Genomic DNA, 25,328 nt, shown 5'->3' with positions numbered 1-25,328 from the left:
GAAGTAATAATAAATTGCTTGATTAAAAAGAAATGGTAATAAAAACAATAATAAAAAATTATTTTAAAAATATTTAATAGAAATAAATAAAAGGAATATGCGATGGATAAAGAAAAGACAAATGAACAGACCGATGCAAATCAAACCAACCTTTCGGATTATTATGGATTACTATCAAATTCATTAGGAGTAATGAATACATCTCAGATCGTGACGGGAAACGGGCAAATTGCATTAGACTTAGTTGTTGTTATTGATACGAGTGGTTCAATGTCTGATGAAGCTGGGGATTTAAGCAAACAGATTGATGCGACGATTGAGGCTGCATCAGCAAAGTGTCCATCCCACCTTCGGGCGACATTTTTAGGTATCGAAGGGACTTGGGCAAATACAAAGTTCGACCAATCTGCCAGTGAATATTTAATCAAAACAGGCGCGAACGAAAGGGACCTACAGGCTAGATTGCCGTTTAAAGAATCCGATGGGCGAGATCATGCTGGAAATAAAGAGGATTTATGTCGGGCGGTTATTGATATAAGTAAACATTTTGACTGGCGAGATGATGCGCGTAGAGCTATTTTTGTGTTGGGTGATGAAGGAATGGAGGGGGGCGGTGGAATTCTCACGCGTGCTGCTATCGCAAAAAATAACGAAGCCATATCCGTCGCTCAAGAAAGAGGAATTAAGGTGTATACCTACCAAGGCACACCGGATGATACCCCAACCAATTTAGATCGCTTTCCGACCTTGGTGGATAGAGATAACGTGACGCGAGAGTATGAACGACTAGCCAAAGAAACCGACGGACGCTCATACATTTATACCACTGGGATCGCAAATTTCTCGTTGGTTTTACAGGAAATATTGTGTGATAGCTTAACGCCACCAGTAAAACCGGATAGAAGGCTTTCAGAATGCGATTCTGTTTGTGAAAACTTGCCACTCATTATAAATACCGTGAATACATTGTCTGATATTATAAAAAAGACAATAGATTCTTGCTGCCCTGATCCCAAACATGATGACCCCTCAGACTGCCAGTGTAAACATTAGGATTGGTTAGCTAGAAAAAGTAAAAAGCGGGAATATTTCCCGCTTTAATTATTGAATGGTAAATATAGTAATTAGTAAAAAATACCAATAATTGCACAGTGAGCTACAAAACCAACCATGAGTGGTACCGCGGTTCGTTTCACGACATCAAACGGCTGCAATTTTGCGCCACTCGATACCGCAATAATAACCCCCGCAACAGGCGACATACCTCGACCCATGTGTGAGGCTTGTTGCATAGGTAAAATCATCGCAATTGGGTTAACGCCCATACTGTGAGCAATTTGTGGAATGAGTTCAACGAATGCTAAGAATGGCGCATTACCAGAGCCCATAATAATTGCGGCGGCTAAGGTCACTAAAGCGAATACAATCGCCATGGCAAATGGTGGTAAACCAACAGATTCAGCACCTAATATCAGTTGGTCAATAGCACCACTGACTTTGATACCATGAGCAAATACCCCAGCTGCAACCAGTAAGCCCACCACATTACTAAATGCGTGTCCCATTCCGTTTAAGAAGGTTTGGAACCCATTACAAACCAGTTTGAAGTTACGTACACGAAGAGTTTCAATCACCATACAGATTGCCATTGCAATCAGTACGATAGTCACGACATCTAAGTGAATACCGGAAAAGAACAAATTGGATGTTCCTACCGCCATAATAATGGGTAACATAGGGAGAAGTGCATAATACCCAGGAACTGACTTGGTCACTTTCTCTTTTTCATGAGACTGAATGGCTTTACCGATCTCGGGAACAAAGCCTTGCTTACGGTCACAGTGACGTTGCCAGAAAATATGGGTAATACCGACTACTAATACCGTAGCTAACGCTGCAGGGCCCTGATAGTAAAGCACATACTCAACGACAGACATGTCGACCGCTTTCGCACCACGAATAGCATCAATTGCGGTTGGTGTGTAGGCTACCCCAAGAGACGTTGCGATGACCCCAGCTGCAGAAGCAGGTGATAGACCTAAACCTATCATAATTGGGAACATGGTACCCATTAACAGTACGGCTAAGCCTGTCGCTGATGGAATAGCTAATTGCAAGATACTCGCCAGCAAGAAAGAGAAAAATAGCAATACGTAAGGTGAACGCATATTTTTCAGTGGCTTAGTTGCAACACGAACTACCGCTTCATTGGCACCGATATGGTCCATATAGTGCGCAAAGCCCATCAATGCCATGATCATTAAACCGAGATCCGCTGCACGGCTGCTGAATAAATCTCGCATGACTTCAAATGGGTCGAGCCAAGTGATACCGGTGGTGGCGACATTTTTAGGGAGGATAGGCCCCCAGCCAAGGGCTAGGGTGAATATCATCAATACTAAGCCAGCGATTAACAGTACTGGCTCAGCTTTGTATCCCTTCAAAATAAACCGCGCAACCAAAACAACGATAATCAGAACCGTTAGAATTGGGATCATGCTTTAGCTCCTGGTTTGAAGCGTTCTGCGGTGATTTGTACCACTTGTTTTAGTACATCGCTGGCGGCGTAAAGGGATTTCACTGGCAGGTATTCATAGATTGAATGGAAGTTATGTGCGCCTGTGAAGATATTAGGGCAAGGCAATCCATTTTGCGATAAAGCGGCTCCGTCATAGCCACCACGCATTGGGATCACTTTTGGCGTAATGCCACAAGCTTGATAGGCATCAACAGCGATATCGATTGGATAACGGTTGTCACCTTGTAGGCTATTGTAAACGTTAGAGTAGCGGTCTGATAGCTTACAAGCAACACTTTCGTTGCCCCAAAGGCTTTCGCAGCTCTCTGCTAATTGTTTTAAGAAAGCCATACGTTTGCGATAGCCGTCTTCGGTAAAATCACGCACATCCATTTTTAAAACAGTGCGAGCGCTGTTACCTGACATTTGTTTTACCCAGTAATAGCCTTCGCGTCCATCTGTATACTCAGGGGCTTCACCACCAGGTAACATGGCAATAAATTTTTGCGCCATTAATAATGAGTTAACCAGTTTGCCTTTTGCGGACATTGGGTGTGCTGATTTACCTGTAAAGATGATTTCGGCATCACCTGCATTCCAGTTTTCATAAACTAATTCACCAATACCACAGCAGTCGAGGGTATAGGCAAAATCAGCACCGAATTCTTTAACATCGAAAACTTTAGCGCCACGTAGCCCTTGCTCTTCATCCGGCACAAAACCAATTTTAATTGTGCCGTGTTTAATCTCTGGGTTCTGCTTAAAGTATTGCAGCATATCCATGATAGAGGCAATGGCGGCTTTATCGTCAGCGCCTAATAAGCTAGTTCCATCAGTGACAATGATGTCATCACCGATATAATTCACCAGTTCAGGGAACTCACTCTTACGTAGATAAATATTAAGCTCTTTATTCATACACAAATCTTCACCGGTATATGGCAAGATTTGTGCTTTAGTGTCATTGGTTTGTTCTGCACTGGTGTCTAAGTGGCCAAAGAAAGCAACCGTCGGCACATCATAATCAAGGTTAGATGGCAACGTTGCGGTGACAATGGCTGTGTCACGCAGTTTAATATCTTCAACGCCGAGAGCTTCTAGCTCTTGAACCAGCTGTTTTGCAAGGACGCGTTGTCCTTCTGAAGAAGGCATAATTCCTGCCGCGCCTTTTTCTCTATCAGTGGTGGTGTTAATTTTGGTGTAAGAAATAAACCGCTCAACAATATTCATTCTTTTATTCCCCAGCATCTTATAGAATGCGTTTTACATTAGTTATATCTGTGGCTGTAATTTCATTTCACAGTATTATTCTTTTATCACAACTAAAGATATTCTGAATATCAGACCTGTTGAATTTTTCTAAGAAATGCTAGTGAGAATATAAAATTGATAATTAATAGTGGCATTATTTGAATAATGAATTAGAATGGGCGACTTTACTCCTGCCTTATTCTTCTTATTAAATAACTTTGTTAAATTATTGATATTAAAGCGTGATAATCTTCTTTCACGATGTATATTTTATTTAACACTTCGTTTTAAAATTGACCTATCTTAAATTTAATTAATATATATCTTTGTTAGATAATTAAAATATAATTAACTCTAAAAATAAAAAATATTTTTATTGAAAAAATAATAGAAAACTAGATGGAATGAATGATTAAAGTCATATTTTGGCATTTTATTTTTTTCTTAATTTTAGATAATTGAATAATTTTTATAATTATCCTTATATTGATTAATTTTTACAGAATATAGGGTAGTGATAAAAATTTATCTTTTTGTATTGTTTCGGATTACCTGTTTTTTGCATTATTGAAAGTAAATGAAAATTCGATAAATGAGGTGAAAGCATCATTTTCATACAATTTACAAACATAATTTAGCTTTTGTGCTCATTATCTCTGAATTATTTATTTCTTTTATAAATCAATTTATTGTGTTTATTTTTAATAAGTTGGCACCATCTTTTTATTGTGCGTTAGTTGGCTTTTTCTTGGTATATTGCTCATTTTTTGTGATCTCTACTTGAATTTTGATATTTTCGATCACTTACTTTTTGATCTTATGTAAAAGTATAAATAATATGTATTAACCAAAAACGAAAGAAAACGTAAACGAAAAGAGGATGAAGCAATGACTGTTTCGCGCAGAACCTTTATAAAAGGATTAGCAGCCAGCGGTGCAGCAATGTCGGTTTCTAGTCCCATTTTAGCCAGTGATGGAAAACCTTCAAATATTAAGCCTTATCGGCCCGATGACGCCCCTAACTTATTGATAGTATTCCCCGATGAGATGCGTGCCCATGCCTTACAATTTATGGGAGAAGACCCGTCAATTACGCCCAATTTAAATAAGTTTGCGAAACAAGCGAAAGTGATGACGCAAATGGCATCTAATTACCCATTATGTTCTCCATTCCGAGGCATGTTTATGACAGGGCAATATCCTGTTCGTAACGGTATCACAGGCAACGCTCATGATTATGGCGGTAAGGTAGGGATTGATTTATCACCTTATGCCAATTGTTGGTCTGATGTTTTAAAATCATTGGATTACAGCACGGGGTATATTGGTAAATGGCATTTAGATGCACCATATGCCCCTTTTATTGAAAGCTATAACAACCCGATGGAAGGGCGTTATTGGAATGAATGGGCTGCTCCAAACCGCCGCCATGGCTTTGATTTTTGGTACTCCTATGGCACATATGACCTGCATATGAAACCAATGTATTGGGCCAATGATACGCCTCGTGAAAAACCTATTTATGTAGACCAATGGGGACCAGAGCACGAAGCGGATATGGCCATAAAATTCTTACAGAATAAAAATGGGCAGTTTCGTGATAATACCAAGCCATTTGCGCTGGTTGTTTCAATGAACCCTCCGCATTCACCGTATGACCAAGTTCCACAAAAGTATCTCGATGCCTATAAAGGAAAAACCTCGCAAGAGTTAAATACTCGACCAAATGTTAAATGGGATGTGGAATACCAAGAAGGTTATGGTCCTCAATATTTTAAAGAATATCTGGCGATGGTAAACGGTGTTGATGAACAATTTGGTCGTATTGTTGATGAGCTTGAAAAACAAGGGCTGGCGGATAATACATTGGTTGTTTTCTTCTCTGATCATGGCAGCTGTCTTGGTGCAAATGGCCAGCCGACAAAGAATAACCCATATGATGAATCGATGCGTGTTCCGATGATGTTTCGGTTACCGGGTAAAATTAAACCGGGGCAAGATGATGCATTAATGTCAGCACCTGATATCTACCCAACGATCCTAGGTTTATTAGGGTTAGAGCAATGGATCCCTGGCTCAGTTGAAGGAAGTAACTTAGCTGAACGCGTAGTCACTGGTGAGGGGGATGTCGCCAATTCTCAACTTTATTTATTTATACCGTATGGTGAACCTTCGTTTGGTAAACGTGGCGTGAGAACGAAAACGCATACATTGGTTATTGACCGCCAAGATGGACAACCGCTGAAATATACTCTTTATGATAATGTGAATGACCCTTATCAAATGAAAAATGTCGCAGACGAAAATGCGCCAATTATTGATAAATTAATTAAAGATGAGCTCATACCGTGGTTAGAGAAAACCGGTGATTCTTGGAGACCAACAGAATTTATTACAGCTACAACAAATAAATTAAATAAAAAAGCTTCAGCTTGTGAAGTTAAATAAATTATTTCTTAATTGCCGCCTAATAAATTAGGTGGCATTAACTAAAAATAATGAAAATATTATTCTCTAATAAAATAGGGAATCACTATCCTCGTGCTTAAATAGTACACAGCTTTGGAATAAAGATAATGAAAAAATTAATTATTGCTAGTGCAGTGTTATTTTCAATTTCATCACAATATGCTCTCGCAAATAACTATAAAACAACAATTGAATATCGTCATCAATATTTAGATGCGTCAGGAAAAAGTGGGGACAGAATTAAAGCTTTCTTGGATACAGGAAAGAATATTGGATTTGAACTTGATGCGCGTTATGGAAATAAAGATGGTGCCTATGACGCAATGAAAATTGATGGTTCTGAATTTTCAGCTTTTTATTATACGAAATTAAACCCAAATTTAGTGGGGCTTGTTGGTGCTTCTCTTGATTTTGATAAATTAGGTTTGGTTTATGTTCCTTATGTCCGTTTAAACTATACATTCGATAACGGTATTCGTTTGCAAGGCCGTTATAAATGGAAAGTATGGGATTATGGTCAAGCAGGGGAAAATGGCAGTAATTACCACTCTAAAATCCAAGAGTTTGATAGCTGGATAGGTTATAAATGGGGTAACTTAGACTTACAGTATCAGTTAGATTTAATGTGGGAAATGGCCGACAACGCTCAACCTCTTTATAATGATAAGAAATTCGATTATCAGCACAACGTTCGCCTTCGTTATGATATTAAAGCGGATGATGGTGCTTTATGGCGCCCATTTGTTGAAGTGGGTAATGTGAAAGAAAATAGATTTTCAAGTGACCGCCAAACACGCTTCCGTGTGGGTATTCAATATACTTGGTAATATCACTTTTTATTAAATATACATTTGCCCACGAGTGATCGTGGGTTTTTTATTGCCGGCTTGTAAAGAAGAGAGAAAAATAGAAGCAAGAAAAATGGCCAATAAATTGGCCAAAAAGAAAGTAATGAAATGACAACTTGAGCAATGGTAAATCGGGTCGTAATGGATTAAATCTTGAGTTGGATAACTTCACTTGCGGCTAATAAATAGGCTCCTGCCCCATAATCCATATTATGGTCATACTGGACATCTCGTGGGTTGAACGCTGGAAGCTGTACCCAACCTAGCATTCCATTGGGGTGAATACAGCTTTGTAGTGCACACCATGATTTTTCGAGTAAAGGCAGATAACGTGTCTCTTCCAGTAAACCTTGATTTAAGCCCCATGCTAAGCCATAGCTAAATAATGCAGTCGCACTACTTTCAGGGGCTGGGAAGCTTTGTGGGTCAAGTAAACTGGTACGCCAGAAACCATCATCTTGTTGGTATTGAATGACAGCTTCCATTAGTTCAACAAATAAATTCACATACTGCTGGCGGGCAGGGAAACCATCAGGTAAAGATTGTAAGATACGTGGGATAGATGCAATAACCCAACCAATACCTCGACTCCAAAATACTTTCTCACCATTTTTTTCACGCAATTCACCGCCTTTGCCATCTGGAATATAGCGATAATCACGATAAATTAAGCCAGTTTCAGGATCACGCAAATGGTCTACTGCATCCCAATAAGCGGTATGCATGTAGTCTAAGTAGCGACTGTCATTTGTTTGAGCTGATAAGGCAGCAAAAGCTGGGGGAGCCATGAAAAGTGCATCACACCACCACCAGTCTTCTCGACCTGGTTTTGGCTCAGCTAACATAAGGTTGAATGCGTTAATAGTGGGTTCAAGGACTTCTGGATGATCAAATTGTGAACTTACAGCTAAATAAGCTTGAGTACAGACATGGTCATCGGCAAAACGCGGGTTAGGTCCTGTACGAAATCCAGTATGTAATGTGTAATCCAATACACCAGTCAGATATTCGTTATCCTGTGTTGCTTGCCAAGCAGCGGCAACACAAGACCACAGAACACCACGTTCCCAATCCGTATCTTTAATAAAACGGGTTTTACCACTACGACGAAGTACACTGCGTACTTGGTTTTTTGATTGATAACGGTAAACCCGTTTCATGTCGTCTAAAACCGTATCGCGCTGTAATGGTTTTGGTAATGATGATTGTTCCATTATTTTCTCCAGATAGGTTAGCGAGCTAACCAGCCACCATCAACCGCAATGGTATAACCATTAATATAGTCGCTTGCTTTGGAGGCTAAAAAGACAGCTGGGCCTGCCAAATCCTCTGGTGTTCCCCAACGGCCTGCTGGAATACGCTCTAAGATAGCCGCATTGCGGTCTGCATCAGCGCGTAGTGCTGCTGTGTTGTCTGTTGCCATGTAACCTGGGGCGATTGCATTCACATTAATGTTGTATTGGGAAAGCTCAGTAGCGAGAGCACGAGTGAGCCCCATGACAGCGGACTTACTTGCCGTGTAAGATGGAACTCGAATACCACCTTGGAACGAGAGCATTGAAGCAATATTAATAATTTTACCGCCATTTCCTTGCTTCACGAATTGTCGTGCAACACGTTGAGATAAAAAGAATAGGGTTTTTTGATTAATATTAATCACATCGTCCCAATCTTTTTCACTAAATTCGAGTAAGTCTTCGCGACGAATAATACCCGCATTATTAATAAGGATATCAACATGGCCCATGGCAGATACGGCATCATCAACTAAAGTTTGCAGCCCATCTTGTTCCATTAAATTCATAATAATATAGTGAAACTTGCGGCCTAAAGCTTCGACCTGAGCACGTGTTTCAGGGGCATCTTGGACTCCAACTCCGACAATATCTGCGCCTGCTTGTGCCAAACCAATTGCCATTCCTTGACCTAAACCAGTATTACATCCAGTGACAATCGCGACTTTTCCAGTTAAATCAAATAAGTTCATATGTGCCTCACTTACGATGTGACGGTACAGCCACATCGTTTTTTATTTTGTTCAAAAAGATAAAGGGATTATTTCAGATCTTTCATGGCAACATGGTCCATGTCGTGGAACACCTGATTCTCTCCAACCATTCCCCATATAAATGTATAAGCAGCGGTTCCTACGCCTGAGTGAATCGACCAGCTCGGGCTAATAACGGCTTGTTCATTACGAACAACAATATGGCGGGTCTCCGAAGGCTCACCCATATAATGGAAAACAACGTTGTCTTCTTTCATATTGAAATATAAATAGACTTCCATACGGCGCTCATGGGTATGGCATGGCATGGTATTCCATAAGCTGCCAGGCTCGAGTACTGTCATACCCATTGATAATTGGCAGGTTGGTAAAATCGATGGGTGTAAGAACTTATAGATGGTACGAACGTTACAGTTCTCAACATTACCTAATTTTTCTGGCGAAGCTTGTTCGATAGTAATTTTGCGTGTTGGGTAAGTATGGTGTGCAGGTGCGCAGTTCATGTAGAAGCGTGCAGGAGTATTGGCATCGGCACTAATAAATTCGACAGATTTAGCGCCCATACCGATATAAATAGCTTCTTTTGGTGCGATGTCATAGGCTTCGCCATCAACGATAACTTGGCCCGCGCCCCCAATATTAATTGCACCCAGCTCACGACGCTCAAGAAAAAAATCAACGCCTAATGCTTTTCCTGCCATTAGCGCGAGTGGTTTTTGTGTTGGAACAATACCACCCACAATAATGCGGTCGATATGGCTATAAGTGAGATTCATTTCCCCTTCACGGAACAAATTCTCGATCAGGAACTGTTTGCGTAAGCCTTCAGTATCAAGTGTTTTTGCATGCTCACTGTGAATTGGTTGACGAATTTCCATTATAAATACCTCATAATTTACTGATAGGTAACCGGCCTTAATGGTCGGTATTCCCGAATACAGAGTGAACGTGTTCACCTCTGATGAATGTGTCTGTTAGATAAAAATTGTTATCAACAACAGCGAAATTAGCGTGTGCTCCAACTCGGATGTAGCCAAATTGGTCATCGATCCCAAGGTATTGGGCGGGAACCGAAGTGGCCATTTGTACTGCTTCCCACTCAGGAACATGCGCGAGTTGCACCATGTTGCGCAATGCGCTATCAAGGCTACATGTACTACCTGCAAGAGAGCCATCAGTCGTGCGGGCTTGTCCTTGAGTGACTTTTACTGTTTGCGCACCAAGGAGATAATCGCCATCCGGTAACCCTCCAGCTCGCATACAATCTGTAATTAAAGCGAGCTGCTGATAACCTTTCATTCGATAAGCTAGCTGCATCATGACGGGGTGAACATGAACGCCATCGGCAATCAGTTCCGCAAGGACATCGTGGTACAACACTGCGCCACAGCAACCGGGCTCTCTATGATGTAAACCCGTCATGCCGTTATAAAGATGTACGCCACAATCTGCACCATGTGAAAATGCGAGACTGGTTTGTATGAAATCAGCGGCAGTATGTGCAACACTGGTCTTAATACCGCGTTGTACTAACCAATCAATAGCCTCAATGGCACCTTCTGCTTCGGGGGCCACTGCAACCCGTAAAAGTGTGTGATTAGCACATTGCACAAGGTCTTCCAGCTCATGAATGGTGGGTGCTTTTAAGTACTTAACAGGATGTGAACCTCGATGACGTTCAGTGAAGTAAGGGCCTTCTAAAAAACTGCCGACTAACTGGGCTCCTGATGTTTGCGATTTGGCGATAAACTCACAGACTTGGGTGAGTGCACGTTTGATATCATCCATTGGTGCGGTGACGGTGGTTCCCACCCAAGCAACAACACCGGTTTTGGCTAATGCATCGGCTATGGTTTGCAACCCTTGTTGGCTTGCATCCATGATGTCTGCACCAGCACGCCCATGAATATGGATATCAACAAACCCCGGTAGTAAGGAGCGGCCTTCCAGGCGGATGACAGGGCAATGTTCGGGAGCGGTATCCGTAATTTCTTGTATAACACCGTTGCACACACGAACATACTGCTGATAACGAATTCCCTCAGGAGTAAAAGTACGATCCGCTAAAAGGGCATATTGCTGTTTCATAGGCCATCTTCTTCAAATTCAGTTTCTGACGTCATAGCCAGTTGCTGACGTAGGTCTTGAATACTGCGAGTCCCTATATCGTGTAAGATAGAAAGGAGTTCTTTTGCATCAACCCCTTCACGCTCGAATGCCGCATTAACGATCATCGGCAGGCTAACGCCAGCTACAACTTCAACGAATTGATTTTCCATCATAATTGCCATGGCGCGGTTACAAGGGGTTCCACCAGGAAGGTCGGTGAGAAAGAGCACTTGTTCACAATTCATAGCGTCCATTGCGGCTCGCATTTGTTGTTCTAATTCATCGGGAGAAAGGGTTTCAACAAAATCAATAAACACCATATTTTCCTGTTCACCTGCGATAGCCTTGACCGCAGAGGCCATGCCGCTCGCAAAATTAATGTGCCCAGAAACAATCAAACCAATCATTGATAACTCCTTGCTGGTGGGTAACTTAGCTACCCACCTAAAAACAATTTAATACGATCCTGTTACATCACACCGAGTACGTGGCCAATAACGCCGAAGGCTAAGACAGAGAAGATAAGAACGGGCGGTTTTGCCCAGAAACCAGTCCCTTTCACCATTTTGAACATCAAAAAGACGAGGCAAAGGGGGAGTAAGTTAGGCATGATTTTGTCGAACAAGGCGGTTTGTAGTTCAACCACCTTGCCGCCTACCTCAACAGCAGCGGTGGTTTGTACTTTTATGAAGGTGGCGGAAAGTGCCCCAATCACAAAAATCCCCATGATGTTGGCGGCTTTAGCGAGCTTTTCTGTTGCATCGCTCATATTAACCATTGCTGCGGTACCCGCGCGATACCCCATGAACATCAAGCCGAAATAGACAAAAAAGTGAACAATTTGGTACAAAAAGAAGAAAACAAATGGGCCGGCAATTGAGCCTTCCATTGCGATAGATGCACCTAATGCTAAAGTCAGCGGCATCAATGTCATATGGTCGATAGCATCGCCGATGCCACCTGTTGGCCCCATACCTGCCACTTTCATAACGTTGACAGTTGACGGCTTCTCTTTGTTTTCTTCCATGGCCACAGCTGTACCAAGTAAGAAAGTAAATAATTTTGGACTCGCATTGAAAAACTGTAAGTGATTTTTCAGTGCAGTTGCATAATCGCGTTTGTTATTACCATGAATTTTGCGTAGGGCTGGGATGATGGAGAATGCAAAGCCTCCCCCCTGCATACGTTCAAAGTTAAAGTTACCTTCCATAAATAGTCCACGAAAAGCACAACGCCATAGATCGCCTTTCGTGATGACTTTGCGGACAGTGGTATCTTGGTACTCATCAATGCCATCAACGTAGGATCCCACTGGTAAGTTTTTGGTTTCTACTGCTGTTTTGTTATCAGATACCATCTTCAAAATCCTCATTTTGTTGTGAGTTATTTTTATTGTTGTTACCGCTGAAGAAGTAATACAGTGCTGCCGCTGATGCGCCGAGTATTGCCACTGCCATAATTGGCAGCTTGAGATAAGTAGTCATGACGAAACCAACAAAGAACACACCAGCCACTTCTTTTGACCACATGATTTTTAACAGCATCGCGAAGCCAATTGCTGGAACCATTTTCGCGCCAATACCTAAGCCTTCGAGGAGTACTTTTGGTGTGTTTTCATCAATCCATTGTGCTGCGTGTTCACCGAAGTAAACGGTTACAAAAGCGACGATAGCGTAGAGCAAAGAACGAACGGTAATGGTGGCGACTAATAACCGGGAGATCCCCGCTGCATCTGCTTTTTCAGCGTAGCGGTCAGCTTTCCCCATGGTGAATGCGGTAATAGCAAAAAAGCCGATAATGATCATTTGCATGAGAACGGCAATTGGCATGCCGATTCCCATCGCTACTGCTGGTGATTGATTGGTCATAATGGCAAATGCAACAGCAGCGATAGTACCTAAGGTAACATCAGGCGGCTGAGCCCCTGCATTTGGAACAAGCCCAAGCCAAGCTAATTCTAATGTTGCACCCGCAATTAAACCGACTTGCATATCACCCATAATCAGGCCGACAACAGGCCCTGTGATCAGTGGGCGGTGGATATTGAGTGCAACGTCATACTTATCTATACCGCAAAAGAAGGCCCATAAAGCCACGAGAGAAGCTTCATAAATCATAATAGTTTTCCTTAAACGCCTTAATGTTAAGTTGTTATCTCAATCTGCTTATGCTGTTGCGAGAGTAAGAACATTAACGGGGGTTTGGTCTGGAGTATTTTGAATTGTGCAAGCTACCCCTTTGTCGACAAGCCGACGGAATGCCTCTAAGTCGCGTTCATCCACAGACACTGTTTTGGCAATTTGGCGTTTTCCTTCATGGAAGTGCATATTACCGACGTTGCAGTGAGTGATAGGAACGCCGCCTTCGACAAGACGAGCAACATCTGTTGGGTTATTGCAAAGAATAAAGATTTTTTGACGAGGAGATGCCTTGTGAATGACATCGATAGTTTTTTCGATAGAGAAAAATCGGACGGCATATTCTCCACCGGCAGAAGCTTTCATTCCTGCTTGCATAAACGCGGAGTTAGGGCCGTCCGCAGCATCATCATTAGCGACAAGAATTAAATTTGCTTCAGTGTGTTTACCCCAAGTGATTCGAATTTGCCCATGTAATAAACGCTCATCGATTCGGGTCCAGACAATATTTGGTGCGTGCATATAATTGCTCTCTTATTATTAGCTATATTTATCATTAAGAAGGCATGGTGCCATCTTCTTGATATGAGAACGGGTAAATAGTGACACCTTGAACAACTCGATTAATTTCTCCAGTTGGAGACGGGTTATCCGGTGTATTCCCCAGTGCAATGGAACTATGGAATGCAAAGGCTTGCGCTAACATTAAATAAGGGAAAAATAGTGCTGAGTCTGAGCATTTCTCCATTTTTTTAATATAAACAAAACTTTCTTCTATTTGTGTGTCATCAGAAGAGGAGGTGATCGCGATCACTTTCGCTGAAGCATTATCGTGAATTACCTCTCTTAATAAGTCAGTCTCATACTGTCTGGTGTACTTATCGTTTGATAGAAACAGCACAACTAACGTTTCTTTATTGACGATAGATTTCGGTCCATGGCGAAACCCTAAAGGCGTGTCAAAGTTAGCAACGACCTTACCAGCGGTTAATTCCAGCATTTTTAGGGCGGCTTCTTGTGCAAGGCCTTGTAGGCCCCCACTACCTAGATAAATGACTCGTTTAAACTTACCTGCATAATCTTCTCGGATACGGAGGTTAAATTGGGTATAACTGTCGTGATAATCTTGGAAATAAGGTTGAATTTCGTTCAAATAAAACGATTCTTTTAAGAAAATACACAGCGCAGCCATCATCATAGATGAAAAGCTTGATGTCATTGCTAATGAACGGTCATTTGACTCTTCTGGCATTAAAATAGCTAATGCATTGGTATTATTTTGGCAATAACGATATAGCTGTCCTTGCTCGTTACAGGTTAAAACTAAGTGGTAACATTGTGTTAGGCACTTTTCTGCTACATCCAGGGCGGCAACACTTTCAGGGCTATTACCAGAGCGAGCAAAAGAAATTAGTAGCGTTGGTACGTCTTCTGCTAAATATTCTTTTGGGTCGGCCACTAAATCCGTGGTGGCGATAGCATCAACTCGGCGTTTTAAATGACCAGTCAGAACGGGGGCAAGGGCGCGGCCTGCAAAAGCCGATGTTCCTGCTCCCGTCATGATAATACGTGCGTCCGATGCCTGAAGTACTTTAGCTAAAAATGTATCAATTTCAGCACGTTGTTCTTGTATTAGCTGGTTTGTTTTTTCCCAGCATTCAGGCTGTTGCTCAATCTCTTTTGCTGTCCAGAATGCGTTTAGCTTTTCGAGTTCAGGTGTTTGATAGCTTAAATATTCCATGTCAAACCTCAGTGACTAAATTTACATGCATCGGCATATACCGAAAGTACGTCGCGAATTTTTGCAAAAATAAAGGATTTCGCTGAGCCGTCGATCATGCCTTCTCTTAATTGTTGAAATTGATGTGGCATGTATTGGCTTAGAAGTGGTAACGGAATCGATTTTGAAGATAAGTTCGCCATCAGGGTGTCTATGGCTTGGTTAATCTCTTTATCAGGCCAGTAATAACGAATACGGTCACTAAAGCTATAAACGCGAGCAAAAGCTTGCTGCTGAGCATCACCATGGTAGTATTTTTGCCAAAATTCAGGCTCACGGCACATCAACTGTTCCATTTTCTCTTTTAAGTGAGAACACTGTTCTGTTGGGAACATTTCATTCTCAATTTCACACAGAGAATAGAGGGCTTCCCGCATAGCAAATGTTAAAGCAGGGCCAACTTTTAAAATGGCAAAATGGTCTTGCACTAGTTGCTTGTAAGCATCCGGTGTTTGGTAATCGGTTGAATGTGCTTCGAAAACGAGATGAGGGTAGTCATCAACCACTTGACTTAATGCTTGTGCTTTTTCAGGTTGATAGTCAATAACACCGGTATGGTCGAATTCCACACCAGGTTGAACGACGAGGCCAATAACACGTGCCCAGCAGTCACCGATGCCTGCTTTTTCGAATGCTTTCGCATGACAGTCTAAGGTTTTTCTTGCAGCTTGTGGGTCTGTGACCTCAACACCTTCAAGGGCTTCTGTTGCTCCACCAGGCACAGGAACTTCAGTACCAATAACATAGACGATATCGCTATAACCGAATTTTTCTTTGGCAGTTTTTTCTGCAATAACAGCAAGTCGGGCGGCCCGCTGTGCAACAATTTCATCAGTGAGTGGAACTGGGTCATCTGCACAGGACATACTGCAATCAAGGTGGATTTTTTTAAACCCTGCAGCAACATAGTGCTCAATCAGGACATCTGCATTATCCATGGCATCAGCGGCATTAAGCCCCTGCCAGCGATTTGGGCCTAAATGGTCTCCACCAAGAATTAATTTATTTAGAGGGAAATTGATTTTTTCTGCTTTTTCAATAACGTAGTTGAAGAAGTCAGCCGGAGTCATACCCGTATAGCCACCAAATTGGTCAACTTGGTTAGATGTGGCTTCAATTAAAAGAAAGGAATCATTATCCAGCGCTTGGTGCAGTGAAGCTTCAATAACAAATGGGTGGGCTGAGCAAACAGAATAAATGCCATTCTGTTTACCAAGTTTATTTTGCTGAACAATCTTTTCTAAAGGATGCATTAATACTAACTCCACAATCAACACGGTTGTATTGTTAATGGAGTTAGCGAATTATTGCTCTTTATCGACGATGATTACTTCAATTTTATGGTTTTTTAACTCTTGGATATATTCATCAGGGATCCCAGAGTCTGTCACCAAAACATCAATACCAGCGAATTCACGGATCATATGACAACTGCGCTTACCGAATTTCGTAGAATCAGCAACCGCAATAACTGTTTCCGAGATTTCACACATTAACCGGTTAAGGCTAGCTTCCTGTTCATTGTGTGTCGTGATACCAACGCGTAAATCGAACCCATCAACCCCAAGAAAAACCTTGTCAAAACGATAATTTCTGAGGCTGTTTTCTGCTTGTGAGCCAGAAAACGATAAAGCATTCTTGCGCAATGCGCCGCCAGTCATTAGTACATCAATGCCTGCAGCTGTAGCTAACTCCATTGCGACATCTAAACCGTTAGTCATGACAACAACGCTATCTCGCGACTTTAAGTGGGTCGCAATTTCTCGTGTCGTTGTCCCCGAGTCTAAAATTATTGTGTCGCCATCATTAATGAGCGCGGCGGCCGCTTTTCCTATTAATGTTTTTGTGCCCGCATTCTGCCCACGTTTTTCGTGGATGCTAAGTTCAGCAATAAACCCAGTATTTGGGATTGCTGCCCCATGGGAGCGGACGACATAACCATTTTTTTCAAGAAAGCTTAAATCGCTACGGATGGTGACACTTGAAACTTTAAATATTTCGGCTAAATCTTCGACCCGTGCTTTACCTTGTTGGTTAATCATGTCGAGGATTTCCATGCGCCGTTCAACAGCCGCTTTCACTTTCATCTCCTTACGAAACCAAATGAATTTTCTTTCATTTGATTTCGAATTAAGTTTACTACGCTAAAAAATACCGACAACGAAAAAAAACAAAACTTTTGATCTCTTTCACAAAGTTTCGATTTGTGTGTTGCTTGCTTACGGATATTTTCAAATTTTAAATATCATATCTTCGAATAGGAAAGTATCCAATCAATAAAGTAGCAATAATTGTACTTTTACTAAGCAACCCCTGTGTTTTGCATGAATATTAGCAATATTTGCAAAAAAATCGCTAAATATAAGCTCAAGAATTGGCATAAAGTGCGATGGCGATATTAGAAATTCGAAAGAAATAAAAATTTCTTTAAATCAAAAACAAAAATTAGTGGCTTAATGCGTGCTATTTGTGCTCTCTTCAATGCTTCTAACTCAAATTACAACCTTTCAAACTCTTTCATTTTTTAATTTTGTGATTTCAATCTCTTTTGATTTTTCGTGTTTTGCGTAATGCTATAAAAATAACCTGACTGTTTCGGATGAATTTAAATGCCTGCAAACCAACCTACTTATTTTCATATGATGGCGAAACCCACCAGCTATCGCTGCAATATTAAATGCGAATACTGTTTTTATCTTGAAAAAGAAAATGTATTTCACGAACAATCAGTGGAAGACCAACATGACGTTATGCCTGATAACGTGCTGCGTCGTTATATCAAAGACTATATCCAGTCTCATGCAGGTGAGCAGGTGGATTTCTCGTGGCAAGGTGGGGAGCCAACCCTTGCAGGGCTCGAATTTTTTGAGCGGGTTGTTAAGTACCAAAAGCAATATGCCCAAGGAAAAACCATCACGAATAGTGTGCAAACTAACGCTATTGCGATAAACCGGCAATGGGCGCAGTTTTTTGCAGACCATGGTTTTTTAATCGGTGTATCAATTGATGGCTTAGAAGCTGTTCATGATAAATACCGGATTTCCGTTAATGGTAATCCAACTTTTGAACGTGTAAAGAAAGCGATTCAGCTCCTGATTGAATATGGTGTTGAATTTAATACCTTAACCGTTGTTAATGACCAAAATTGGCGAAAAGGAAAAGAAACTTATCGAGCTTTGAAAGCATTGGGTTCCACTTTCTTTCAGTTTATCCCCATTGTTGAGGTAGATAGGCGCTTTCCTCATACCCAAGGTGGCCATTATGCCCCTGGGCCAAATGCAGTGATGGCTCCTTTTTCAGTACCCGCTGAGGGGTATGGGCAGTTTATGGCTGATGTTTTTGATGAATGGGTCCACCAAGGAGACATTGGCAAAATTTATATTCGTCTATTTGATAGCTTATTAGGCACTTGGATGGGCTATCCGGCATCAACCTGTGTGCAATCTAAAACGTGTGGACAAGCGCTGATTATTGAGTCGAATGGAGATGTCTATTCCTGTGACCACTATGTGTACCCAGCAAATCGGGTGGGTAACGTACAACAACATTCCCTTTCTCGTCTTGTTTCCTCTAAGCAGCAAATCCGTTTTGGGCAAAATAAATATGACAAGCTAACGAGTCTTTGCCAGCGCTGTGAGGTTCAAAGCCTTTGTTATGGCGGCTGTCCTAAGCACCGGATCACGGCGATAGAAGGTGAAAAATATCGCCATAACTATTTATGTCGTTCATATAAAAAGATTTTCCATCATACCGCTTTAGGCATGCAGTTAATGCGCCAAGCGATATCACGTGGCGCATTAGCCAGTGATGCACTTGGCGAAATACAGCACGCTTATAAGCAATAACAATATTATCTGGAGATATTTTTGTGAGATTACCTTCTATGAAGAAAAGCCTGTTAGCAGGGCTGATTGCAACCAGTAGTTTAGTGCCTCCAATTGCAGCGAATGCAGGTGGTACACCGGAAAAGCCGAATGTTTTACTGATTGTTATGGATGACTTAGGAACAGGACAGCTCGATTTTGTACTTGATAGCATTGATGTTAACGAACTTGCGAAGCGCCCGTCACCACAACGTTATCAGGGCGATATTAATAAGATGGTGGAAGCGGCAAAAATAGCGATGCCAAATGTCGCTGACATGGCGGCTGGCGGAATTAAGATGACCAATGCATTTGTGGCTCATCCTGTCTGTGGCCCATCACGAGCCGGTATTTTTACTGGCCGCTCTCCTGCAAGTTTTGGTACTTACAGTAACGATGATGCGATGTTAGGTATTCCACAAGATATCAAACTATTACCTGCATTATTCCAAGAAAATGGCTATGCCACCGCCAGTATTGGAAAGTGGCATAATGCGAAGGTATTGAAAAAACCTAAAATTGCAGCAGAAAAGCAAACTCGTGATTATCACGATAATATGATTTCAACACCGGAACCAGGTTTCGCGCCTCATGAAAGAGGTTTCGATTATGCATATAGTTTCTATGCATCAGGAGCGGCACTTTGGAACTCCCCCGCAATGTGGCGAAATGGTGAAAATGTGCCAGCTCCCGGCTATACCACACATTTGCTAACGGATGAAACCATTAAATTCATTGATGGGCACAAGGACAAACCTTTTTTTATCAACCTTTCATATAGTGTGCCGCACATTCCGTTAGAAGAAGCTTCTCCAGCGAAATATATGGATAAATTCAATACGGGTAATGTTGAAGCCGACAAATATTTTGCTGCGCTCAATGCCGCAGATGAGGGAATTGGTAAAATTATCAATACACTAAAGGAAAATGGTGAATTAGATAATACGTTAATCTTCTTTATTTCTGACAATGGCGCGGTGCATGAGTCGCCAATGCCAATGAATGCAATGGATAAAGGCTTTAAAGGGCAAATGTTTAATGGTGGTGTACGTGTTCCATTTGTCGCTTATTGGCCGGGGCATATTCCTGCGGGTAAACACAGTGATGCGATGGTTTCAGCGATTGATATCTTACCAACCGCATTACAAAGCGCAGGGATCACCATTCCCGATAGTATGAAGGTTGAAGGCAAAAACATTATGCCACTCTTAACGGGGAAAGCAGAAAAGTCGCCACATAATTATCTGTATTGGACAGGGCCAGGGACGAAACATTACAGCGAAGAAAACCAAGATTTTTGGCATGGCTACCATGAATGGATCACTTATCAACGCAAAGAAATTCCAAACAACCCTAATTTAGAAAAACTATCGAAAGGTTCATGGGCTATCCGTGATGGAGAGTGGGCTCTTTATTTTTATGATGATGGTTCTAACCAGCTCCAATTATTCAATGATAAACAAAACCCGGCCGAATCGAATAACTTAGCAGCTCAATATCCAGAAAAAGTGAAAGAGTTGAAATCGGCTTATTATCAATGGGTTAAAGATAAGCCAAAACCCGTTGTATGGGGACAAGATCGTTACCAAGTCCTGATTGAATCAGCAAAATAAATACAAAATTTTGTTTTAGCCTGAGCGCAAGGATGCGCCTGTTTGCATGATAGAGAAATACGTATGACAACACCTACTGAACGTCCAAAGCTGCCTTATGAACACCCAAATATAAAAATTTACCAGAAACTATTCAAAGAAAATATCATTCGAAGATTAATTAGAAAGTCAGCCTATCAATGTAACGATAACCACATCACCAAAGCCTTTCAAGATGAAAATCAATCACTTTCAGTTCTTTGCGAATTATTAGTTCGCTATACCACGGAAGCTTTTGTTCATTATCAAACATGGGGCTACTCTCACGCATATTACCCCGGTAGCCCAGGCCAGCAAACGGTACGGACAGATGCTCTAGAAGGGGTTAGTAGGGTACTGCCTTTGCTTGCTTCATGGCTAGTTCACAGCCAAAAAGCAATATTGAATGGAATAAATTTAGCATCAATTGACCTTTCTGACATTATCAAGAATGCATTTTTACATGGCACAGATCCCACTCATAAAGGCTATTGGGGAAGGCTTGAAAATTATGACCAAAAAATTTGTGAGTCTGCAGATTTAGCGCTGACTCTCTGGTTAAGTCGTGAGTGGGTATGGGAAAAATTGGATAAGTCCGCACAACAGAGGATCATTGCATGGTTCGAACAAGTTAATCACTGCGATATCGTAGACAACAACTGGCACCTGTTCCCGCTTACTGTGCAATTTGTGATCCGAGCACTCACTGGTCGAGATACTATTGCAACGTGGCGCTATGAAAGAGTGAAACAATTTTACGTGGGTGATGGTTGGTTTCGGGATGGCGCGAAAGGTAACTTTGACTACTACAATGCATGGGGGTTTTACTACTCATTATATTGGCTTAACCAGATATGCCCTGATTTTGATGAAGAATTCATTCGTAGTTCATTAAATCAGTTTAACCATCATTACCGATATTTTATGACACCTCAAGGCATCCCTTTTTTTGGTCGCAGTGCATGTTATCGCCTCGCAGTATCCGCGCCTTTATTGGCAGGCGTTGATTTGGGTGGGAACGCCGTGGGTGTGGGGGAAGCTAAAAACGCACTAGAAAGCACTTTGCGTTATTTTATTGGTCATGGTGCCTTAAAAGCAGGAGCGCCAACTCAAGGTTTATTTGGCTATGATGCACGCTTAGTTGATAACTATAGTGGCCCTGCGAGTAGTTTTTGGTCATTACGTGCGGTAGTCATTGCTCTATATTGCGGCAAGCGAATTCAACTTTGGGATAGCCCTCGCACTCCATTGCCAATTGAGTGTTCAGACTTTCATTTCGAAATACCGTCAATTTCGGCAACGGTTATTGGTGTGAAAGAAACACAAGAGGTTACCGTGATATTTCGTGAAGATTACCTCAAACAGCAATCCCCGTTGACGCGTCGCTTAGAGAAACAATTATGCTCTCAGAAAGTGATTGAAACGCTACTAGGCCAGTCAAGACGCCCTAAAAACAATCTGTTACGTAAGGGGGTGACCAGTTATAGCTCTAAAATGACTCACTACTTCTAGCCTCTCTTTCATTTGCTTTCAGTGCGAAAGGAATGGAAATGTGATTTAGATCTTTTACCTTTCTGATTCTTTCGTTTAATATTATTCGAAATCAATCGAAAGTTAAGAGGCGATTATGTACTTGGTATCTACCCGTAATATGTTGAACAAAGCCCAACTGGGTGGCTATGCGGTTCCCGCATTTAATATTCATAATTTAGAAACCATTCAAGTTGTCATGGAAACGGCCGCAGAAATGGCATCCCCCGTTATTTTAGCAGGCACACCAAGTACATTTTCTTATGCAGGAAGTGACTACTTGATTGCAATCTGCCAGCAAGCGGCTGAGCGTTATAAAGTTCCCGTGGCTTTGCATCTCGACCATCATGAAGATATCCCAGATATTTTCCAAAAAGTCTCCGCAGGTGTACGTTCTGCAATGATTGATGCTTCTCATTTTCCGTTTGAAGAAAATATTCAAATCGTTAAGCGGGTTGTTGATTTTTGCCATCAGTGGGACTGCACGGTTGAGGCTGAACTAGGGCGTTTAGGGGGGCAAGAAGATGACTTAGTTGTCGATGCAGCGGATGCGCTTTTCACTGACCCTGATGCTGCCGTAACTTTTATTCAAAGAACCGGTATTGATTCCTTGGCTGTTGCCATTGGAACCGCTCACGGCATGTACAAAAATGAGCCACACCTAGATTTCGCTAGACTAGACGCTATCCGTAAGAAAACGGATTTACCGTTAGTGCTTCATGGTGCTTCGGGGATCCCTGATGCGGATGTCAGGCATTGTATTGAGCTTGGAATTTGTAAAGTCAATGTCGCGACAGAGCTCAAAATCGCGTTCTCTGATGCAATTAAGCAGTATTTCATTGAAAACCCAGAAGCCACTGACCCTCGCCATTATCTGGTTCCAGGAAAGGCAGCGATGAAAGCGGTGGTGATGGATAAAATTCGTGTTTGCAAAAGTGATGGAACACTTTAATAAGCAAAACTATCTGGATTTGCTTGATATATAACCAAAATTTATTGCGGATGCCCTGCAATAACTCTTTTTGAAAATAAAAGGAATGTCATGAAACAAGTTGCTGTTTTGCTCGCGGATGGCTTTGAGGAAGGGGAAGCTGTCGTTTTCATTGATATCATGCGTCGGCTAGATATTCATGTTGATGTGCTATCTTGCATGGATACGCTTGTTTTAAATACGTATTTTGGCACTAAAATTAGTGCAGATTATCTTTTAGTCGATAAATTATCTCATACTTATGATGCAGTGATGATGCCAGGTGGGCCAAAAGGAACTGACCGTTTATATGCGAATGAAAAGGTGGTTGATTTTCTTCGCCGGCATATACATGAGGATAAATATATTTGTGCGCTATGTTCTTCTGGTGCGAAGGTGCTAGCCGCCCATGGCTTACTGGAAGGGCGGCATTATAGTACCGGGGACAAACTCGCTGAGAAGTTTGATGATGGTATTTATGTTGACCAAGATGTTGTTGTTGACGGGAAATTTATCAGTGCAAAAGGGCTCGGTGTGAGTTTTGAATTTGCATTTACCGTCGCAAAATATTTACTGGCTGACAATATTGATAAAGTGGATTGGCAAGCTAAGCATATTTATTTTAAACATTGGCCACTTCCTTATCTATAACGTTTATTGCTGACTAAGCGTTTTTTATCTTGATCACCGATAAAAATAAAGCGGGAATAATATTTTTTCCCGCTTTATTAATATTAGATAGCAGAATAATGATCAAAAATCAGAGTTAATAGTGTATGAAGCTAGTTCTCATCATGATAAGAATTAATTGTAATTTATCAATATCATAACAGCTGGATTTAAATTAGAAATTTTCCGTTATAAATATTAAGCTGGTCAGGTACATAATCGCCGGTAAGGAATGAATATGCGGAATATTGCTATTACAAAAAATAATATTATTTCTGGTTTTCAATGGTTCTTTTTTATCTTTTGTAATACGGTTGTTATTCCTCCGACGTTACAGTCCGCTTTTCATTTATCACCACAAACCACATTTGTTATTACCCAGTATGCTTTCTTATTAACAGCTCTGGCTTGTTTATTGCAAGCATTCTTAGGGCACAAGCGCTCAGTAATGGAAGGACCGACAGGGTTGTGGTGGGCAACAATTTTAACTGTCACATTATCAGAATCGATGCAAGGAACTCCCCTTGGCACTATCGGCTGGAGTTTAGCTATTGGTATTTTCTTGTCTGGGGTCGTGACTATTCTTATTGGTTTGAGTGGATTGGGCGGTTGGTTGGCGAGTTTGTTTAAACCGGGTGTTTTAGTCGTATTTATGTTTTTGCTTGGCGCCCAGTTAGTAACTATTTTCTTAAAAGGAATGCTAGGACTACCATTTGGTGTCGGAGGCGAAAATATCACGGTCAATTACCCTGTCTTCTTTTTAGCGCTTGCGGTACTGATATTTGTCATCGGGATGATTATTTATTTACCCATGAGCATCAGTAAATATGCGTTATTAATTGGGACAATTATCGGGTGGGTTGCTTATAGTGGGCTATTTGGCAGCGCAATATCCCCTGTTTCATCAGGGGAATGGATGCTATTTCCATTAGGTCGCTCCGATGAAGTCAATATGAGTATTGTATTGACGGCTATTTTGGCGGGGATATTAAATACATCAAATACATTTGGAGCGATGCGAGGAACTGATGTGTTTTACCCCGATTCATTGCCGACGAAGTCCCTATATCGACGTAGTTTTATGATGTCAGGGTTCGTCACGATATTAGCCGCGCCAATAGGGGTCGTGCCTTTTTCACCGTTTGTTTCATCCATTGGTTTAATTACCCAAACAAAAGATAGTTCACGTACCTCTTTTAGTATTGGCAGCCTTATTTTCTTATGTGTGGGGGGCGTTGCAGTATTGACCCAATTTTTTCGCTCTTTACCGTTAGCCATTGGCAGCGCGGTCATGTTGGCGACTTATCTGCCTCTATTGTTTTCTTCATTTTCGTTTCTGGCAGATATGAAGCTGAATGCACGTAATATTTATCGCCTTGCTCTACCTATTTTTATTGGTATCTTCTTGATGTCAGCACCTGCTGCGGTATTAAGTTCTTTGCCAACAATGTTTAGTTCTTTACTGGGTAATGGGCTGCTAATGGGCATTATCTTGGCACTTATTTTAGAAAATACGATCAAGTGGGATAACATTGCTTAATATT

22 protein-coding genes are annotated in these 25,328 nt (G+C 41.5%); 9 read left to right on the top strand and 13 right to left on the bottom strand.

Annotated features, from left to right (window positions below):
• The first annotated feature begins 102 nt into the window (after positions 1 to 102).
• Positions 103 to 1,053 carry a VWA domain-containing protein gene (locus tag PR809_RS16965; RefSeq protein WP_195698093.1) on the top strand — a complete coding sequence of 317 codons (951 nt, stop codon included), beginning with the start codon at positions 103 to 105 and terminating at the stop codon, positions 1,051 to 1,053.
• 71 nt (positions 1,054 to 1,124) lie between these two features.
• On the opposite strand, the gene dcuC is transcribed toward PR809_RS16965, so the two are convergent.
• Both dcuC and pepT read right to left on the bottom strand, forming a co-directional pair.
• Positions 1,125 to 2,498, bottom strand: coding sequence for a C4-dicarboxylate transporter DcuC (gene dcuC, locus PR809_RS16960; RefSeq protein WP_102140200.1), 1,374 nt, complete (start codon positions 2,496 to 2,498; stop codon positions 1,125 to 1,127).
• Positions 2,495 to 3,748 carry a peptidase T gene (gene pepT / locus PR809_RS16955; protein WP_206276907.1) on the bottom strand — a complete coding sequence of 418 codons (1,254 nt, stop codon included), beginning with the start codon at positions 3,746 to 3,748 and terminating at the stop codon, positions 2,495 to 2,497. The genes dcuC and pepT overlap by 4 nt, the downstream gene beginning before the upstream one ends.
• A gap of 909 nt (positions 3,749 to 4,657) precedes the next feature.
• Between pepT and PR809_RS16950 the strand changes: the two genes are divergently transcribed.
• A complete protein-coding gene (locus tag PR809_RS16950) occupies positions 4,658 to 6,217 on the top strand; it encodes a sulfatase-like hydrolase/transferase (RefSeq protein ID WP_206276829.1) in 1,560 nt (519 codons plus the stop codon).
• A gap of 128 nt (positions 6,218 to 6,345) precedes the next feature.
• On the top strand, positions 6,346 to 7,065 hold the full coding sequence (locus PR809_RS16945; protein WP_102140197.1) for an oligogalacturonate-specific porin KdgM family protein: 720 nt from the start codon (positions 6,346 to 6,348) through the stop codon (positions 7,063 to 7,065).
• 167 nt (positions 7,066 to 7,232) lie between these two features.
• Here PR809_RS16945 and PR809_RS16940 read toward each other — a convergent pair whose 3' ends face one another.
• From PR809_RS16940 to agaR, 11 genes are all read right to left on the bottom strand, one after another.
• Positions 7,233 to 8,300: a glycoside hydrolase family 88/105 protein gene (locus PR809_RS16940; protein ID WP_206276828.1), complete on the bottom strand. Its 1,068-nt coding sequence runs from the start codon at positions 8,298 to 8,300 to the stop codon at positions 7,233 to 7,235.
• Positions 8,301 to 8,317: 17 nt separating this feature from the next.
• On the bottom strand, positions 8,318 to 9,073 hold the full coding sequence (kduD, locus tag PR809_RS16935) for a 2-dehydro-3-deoxy-D-gluconate 5-dehydrogenase KduD (RefSeq protein WP_102140195.1): 756 nt from the start codon (positions 9,071 to 9,073) through the stop codon (positions 8,318 to 8,320).
• 68 nt (positions 9,074 to 9,141) lie between these two features.
• The gene (gene kduI, locus PR809_RS16930; protein WP_166268070.1) at positions 9,142 to 9,972 is read right to left on the bottom strand and encodes a 5-dehydro-4-deoxy-D-glucuronate isomerase; all 831 of its coding nucleotides are present in this window, start codon (positions 9,970 to 9,972) and stop codon (positions 9,142 to 9,144) included.
• A gap of 37 nt (positions 9,973 to 10,009) precedes the next feature.
• Complete coding sequence (nagA, locus tag PR809_RS16925; protein ID WP_206276827.1) at positions 10,010 to 11,182, bottom strand: N-acetylglucosamine-6-phosphate deacetylase; 1,173 nt, start codon at positions 11,180 to 11,182, stop codon at positions 10,010 to 10,012.
• Positions 11,179 to 11,610 (bottom strand): PTS galactosamine/N-acetylgalactosamine transporter subunit IIA, encoded by a 432-nt coding sequence (agaF, locus tag PR809_RS16920; RefSeq protein ID WP_102140192.1) that lies wholly within the window; start codon positions 11,608 to 11,610, stop codon positions 11,179 to 11,181. The genes nagA and agaF overlap by 4 nt, the downstream gene beginning before the upstream one ends.
• Positions 11,611 to 11,672: 62 nt before the next feature.
• Positions 11,673 to 12,560 carry a PTS system mannose/fructose/sorbose family transporter subunit IID gene (locus tag PR809_RS16915; RefSeq protein WP_102140191.1) on the bottom strand — a complete coding sequence of 296 codons (888 nt, stop codon included), beginning with the start codon at positions 12,558 to 12,560 and terminating at the stop codon, positions 11,673 to 11,675.
• Positions 12,550 to 13,320: a PTS N-acetylgalactosamine transporter subunit IIC gene (agaW, locus tag PR809_RS16910; protein WP_004264436.1), complete on the bottom strand. Its 771-nt coding sequence runs from the start codon at positions 13,318 to 13,320 to the stop codon at positions 12,550 to 12,552. Before agaW ends, PR809_RS16915 begins: the two co-directional genes overlap by 11 nt.
• Before the next feature lie 48 nt (positions 13,321 to 13,368).
• The gene (gene agaV, locus PR809_RS16905; protein WP_094962832.1) at positions 13,369 to 13,863 is read right to left on the bottom strand and encodes a PTS N-acetylgalactosamine transporter subunit IIB; all 495 of its coding nucleotides are present in this window, start codon (positions 13,861 to 13,863) and stop codon (positions 13,369 to 13,371) included.
• A gap of 34 nt (positions 13,864 to 13,897) precedes the next feature.
• Positions 13,898 to 15,082, bottom strand: a complete 1,185-nt coding sequence (locus tag PR809_RS16900; RefSeq protein WP_102140190.1) for an SIS domain-containing protein — start codon at positions 15,080 to 15,082, stop codon at positions 13,898 to 13,900.
• A gap of 8 nt (positions 15,083 to 15,090) precedes the next feature.
• On the bottom strand, positions 15,091 to 16,374 hold the full coding sequence (gene kbaZ, locus PR809_RS16895) for a tagatose-bisphosphate aldolase subunit KbaZ (RefSeq protein WP_102140189.1): 1,284 nt from the start codon (positions 16,372 to 16,374) through the stop codon (positions 15,091 to 15,093).
• Between the two features lie 51 nt (positions 16,375 to 16,425).
• Positions 16,426 to 17,202, bottom strand: a complete 777-nt coding sequence (gene agaR / locus PR809_RS16890; RefSeq protein ID WP_102140188.1) for a transcriptional repressor AgaR — start codon at positions 17,200 to 17,202, stop codon at positions 16,426 to 16,428.
• Between the two features lie 528 nt (positions 17,203 to 17,730).
• On the opposite strand from agaR, the gene PR809_RS16885 reads away from it, so the two are divergent.
• The 6 genes from PR809_RS16885 to PR809_RS16860 all read left to right on the top strand — a co-directional run bounded on the left by PR809_RS16885 (position 17,731) and on the right by PR809_RS16860 (position 25,324).
• Complete coding sequence (locus tag PR809_RS16885) at positions 17,731 to 18,966, top strand: anaerobic sulfatase maturase (RefSeq protein WP_206276826.1); 1,236 nt, start codon at positions 17,731 to 17,733, stop codon at positions 18,964 to 18,966.
• Between the two features lie 23 nt (positions 18,967 to 18,989).
• A complete protein-coding gene (locus PR809_RS16880) occupies positions 18,990 to 20,597 on the top strand; it encodes a sulfatase family protein (RefSeq protein WP_206276825.1) in 1,608 nt (535 codons plus the stop codon).
• 63 nt (positions 20,598 to 20,660) lie between these two features.
• The gene (locus tag PR809_RS16875) at positions 20,661 to 22,127 is read left to right on the top strand and encodes a DUF2264 domain-containing protein (RefSeq protein ID WP_166268076.1); all 1,467 of its coding nucleotides are present in this window, start codon (positions 20,661 to 20,663) and stop codon (positions 22,125 to 22,127) included.
• A 115-nt stretch (positions 22,128 to 22,242) separates the two neighbouring features.
• On the top strand, positions 22,243 to 23,097 hold the full coding sequence (locus PR809_RS16870; protein ID WP_102140184.1) for a tagatose bisphosphate family class II aldolase: 855 nt from the start codon (positions 22,243 to 22,245) through the stop codon (positions 23,095 to 23,097).
• A 90-nt stretch (positions 23,098 to 23,187) separates the two neighbouring features.
• Positions 23,188 to 23,766: a DJ-1/PfpI family protein gene (locus PR809_RS16865; RefSeq protein ID WP_195698099.1), complete on the top strand. Its 579-nt coding sequence runs from the start codon at positions 23,188 to 23,190 to the stop codon at positions 23,764 to 23,766.
• Between the two features lie 256 nt (positions 23,767 to 24,022).
• The gene (locus tag PR809_RS16860; RefSeq protein ID WP_168222875.1) at positions 24,023 to 25,324 is read left to right on the top strand and encodes a uracil/xanthine transporter; all 1,302 of its coding nucleotides are present in this window, start codon (positions 24,023 to 24,025) and stop codon (positions 25,322 to 25,324) included.
• Positions 25,325 to 25,328: the final 4 nt, after the last annotated feature.

It is taken from the genome of Providencia sp. PROV201 (genome assembly GCF_028479545.1).
GTDB classification, from domain to species: Bacteria; Pseudomonadota; Gammaproteobacteria; order Enterobacterales; family Enterobacteriaceae; genus Providencia; species Providencia huaxiensis.
This window is presented reverse-complemented; position numbering and strand designations above follow the sequence as displayed.

Coding starts and splice junctions, on each gene's coding strand:
- PR809_RS16965 (WP_195698093.1), top strand. CDS start 103: ATGGATAAAGAAAAGACAAATGAACAGACCGATGCAAATCAAACCAAC.
- dcuC (WP_102140200.1), bottom strand. CDS start 2,498: ATGATCCCAATTCTAACGGTTCTGATTATCGTTGTTTTGGTTGCGCGG.
- pepT (WP_206276907.1), bottom strand. CDS start 3,748: ATGAATATTGTTGAGCGGTTTATTTCTTACACCAAAATTAACACCACC.
- PR809_RS16950 (WP_206276829.1), top strand. CDS start 4,658: ATGACTGTTTCGCGCAGAACCTTTATAAAAGGATTAGCAGCCAGCGGT.
- PR809_RS16945 (WP_102140197.1), top strand. CDS start 6,346: ATGAAAAAATTAATTATTGCTAGTGCAGTGTTATTTTCAATTTCATCA.
- PR809_RS16940 (WP_206276828.1), bottom strand. CDS start 8,300: ATGGAACAATCATCATTACCAAAACCATTACAGCGCGATACGGTTTTA.
- kduD (WP_102140195.1), bottom strand. CDS start 9,073: ATGAACTTATTTGATTTAACTGGAAAAGTCGCGATTGTCACTGGATGT.
- kduI (WP_166268070.1), bottom strand. CDS start 9,972: ATGGAAATTCGTCAACCAATTCACAGTGAGCATGCAAAAACACTTGAT.
- nagA (WP_206276827.1), bottom strand. CDS start 11,182: ATGAAACAGCAATATGCCCTTTTAGCGGATCGTACTTTTACTCCTGAG.
- agaF (WP_102140192.1), bottom strand. CDS start 11,610: ATGATTGGTTTGATTGTTTCTGGGCACATTAATTTTGCGAGCGGCATG.
- PR809_RS16915 (WP_102140191.1), bottom strand. CDS start 12,560: ATGGTATCTGATAACAAAACAGCAGTAGAAACCAAAAACTTACCAGTG.
- agaW (WP_004264436.1), bottom strand. CDS start 13,320: ATGATTTATGAAGCTTCTCTCGTGGCTTTATGGGCCTTCTTTTGCGGT.
- agaV (WP_094962832.1), bottom strand. CDS start 13,863: ATGCACGCACCAAATATTGTCTGGACCCGAATCGATGAGCGTTTATTA.
- PR809_RS16900 (WP_102140190.1), bottom strand. CDS start 15,082: ATGGAATATTTAAGCTATCAAACACCTGAACTCGAAAAGCTAAACGCA.
- kbaZ (WP_102140189.1), bottom strand. CDS start 16,374: ATGCATCCTTTAGAAAAGATTGTTCAGCAAAATAAACTTGGTAAACAG.
- PR809_RS16885 (WP_206276826.1), top strand. CDS start 17,731: ATGCCTGCAAACCAACCTACTTATTTTCATATGATGGCGAAACCCACC.
- PR809_RS16875 (WP_166268076.1), top strand. CDS start 20,661: ATGACAACACCTACTGAACGTCCAAAGCTGCCTTATGAACACCCAAAT.
- PR809_RS16870 (WP_102140184.1), top strand. CDS start 22,243: ATGTACTTGGTATCTACCCGTAATATGTTGAACAAAGCCCAACTGGGT.
- PR809_RS16865 (WP_195698099.1), top strand. CDS start 23,188: ATGAAACAAGTTGCTGTTTTGCTCGCGGATGGCTTTGAGGAAGGGGAA.
- PR809_RS16860 (WP_168222875.1), top strand. CDS start 24,023: ATGCGGAATATTGCTATTACAAAAAATAATATTATTTCTGGTTTTCAA.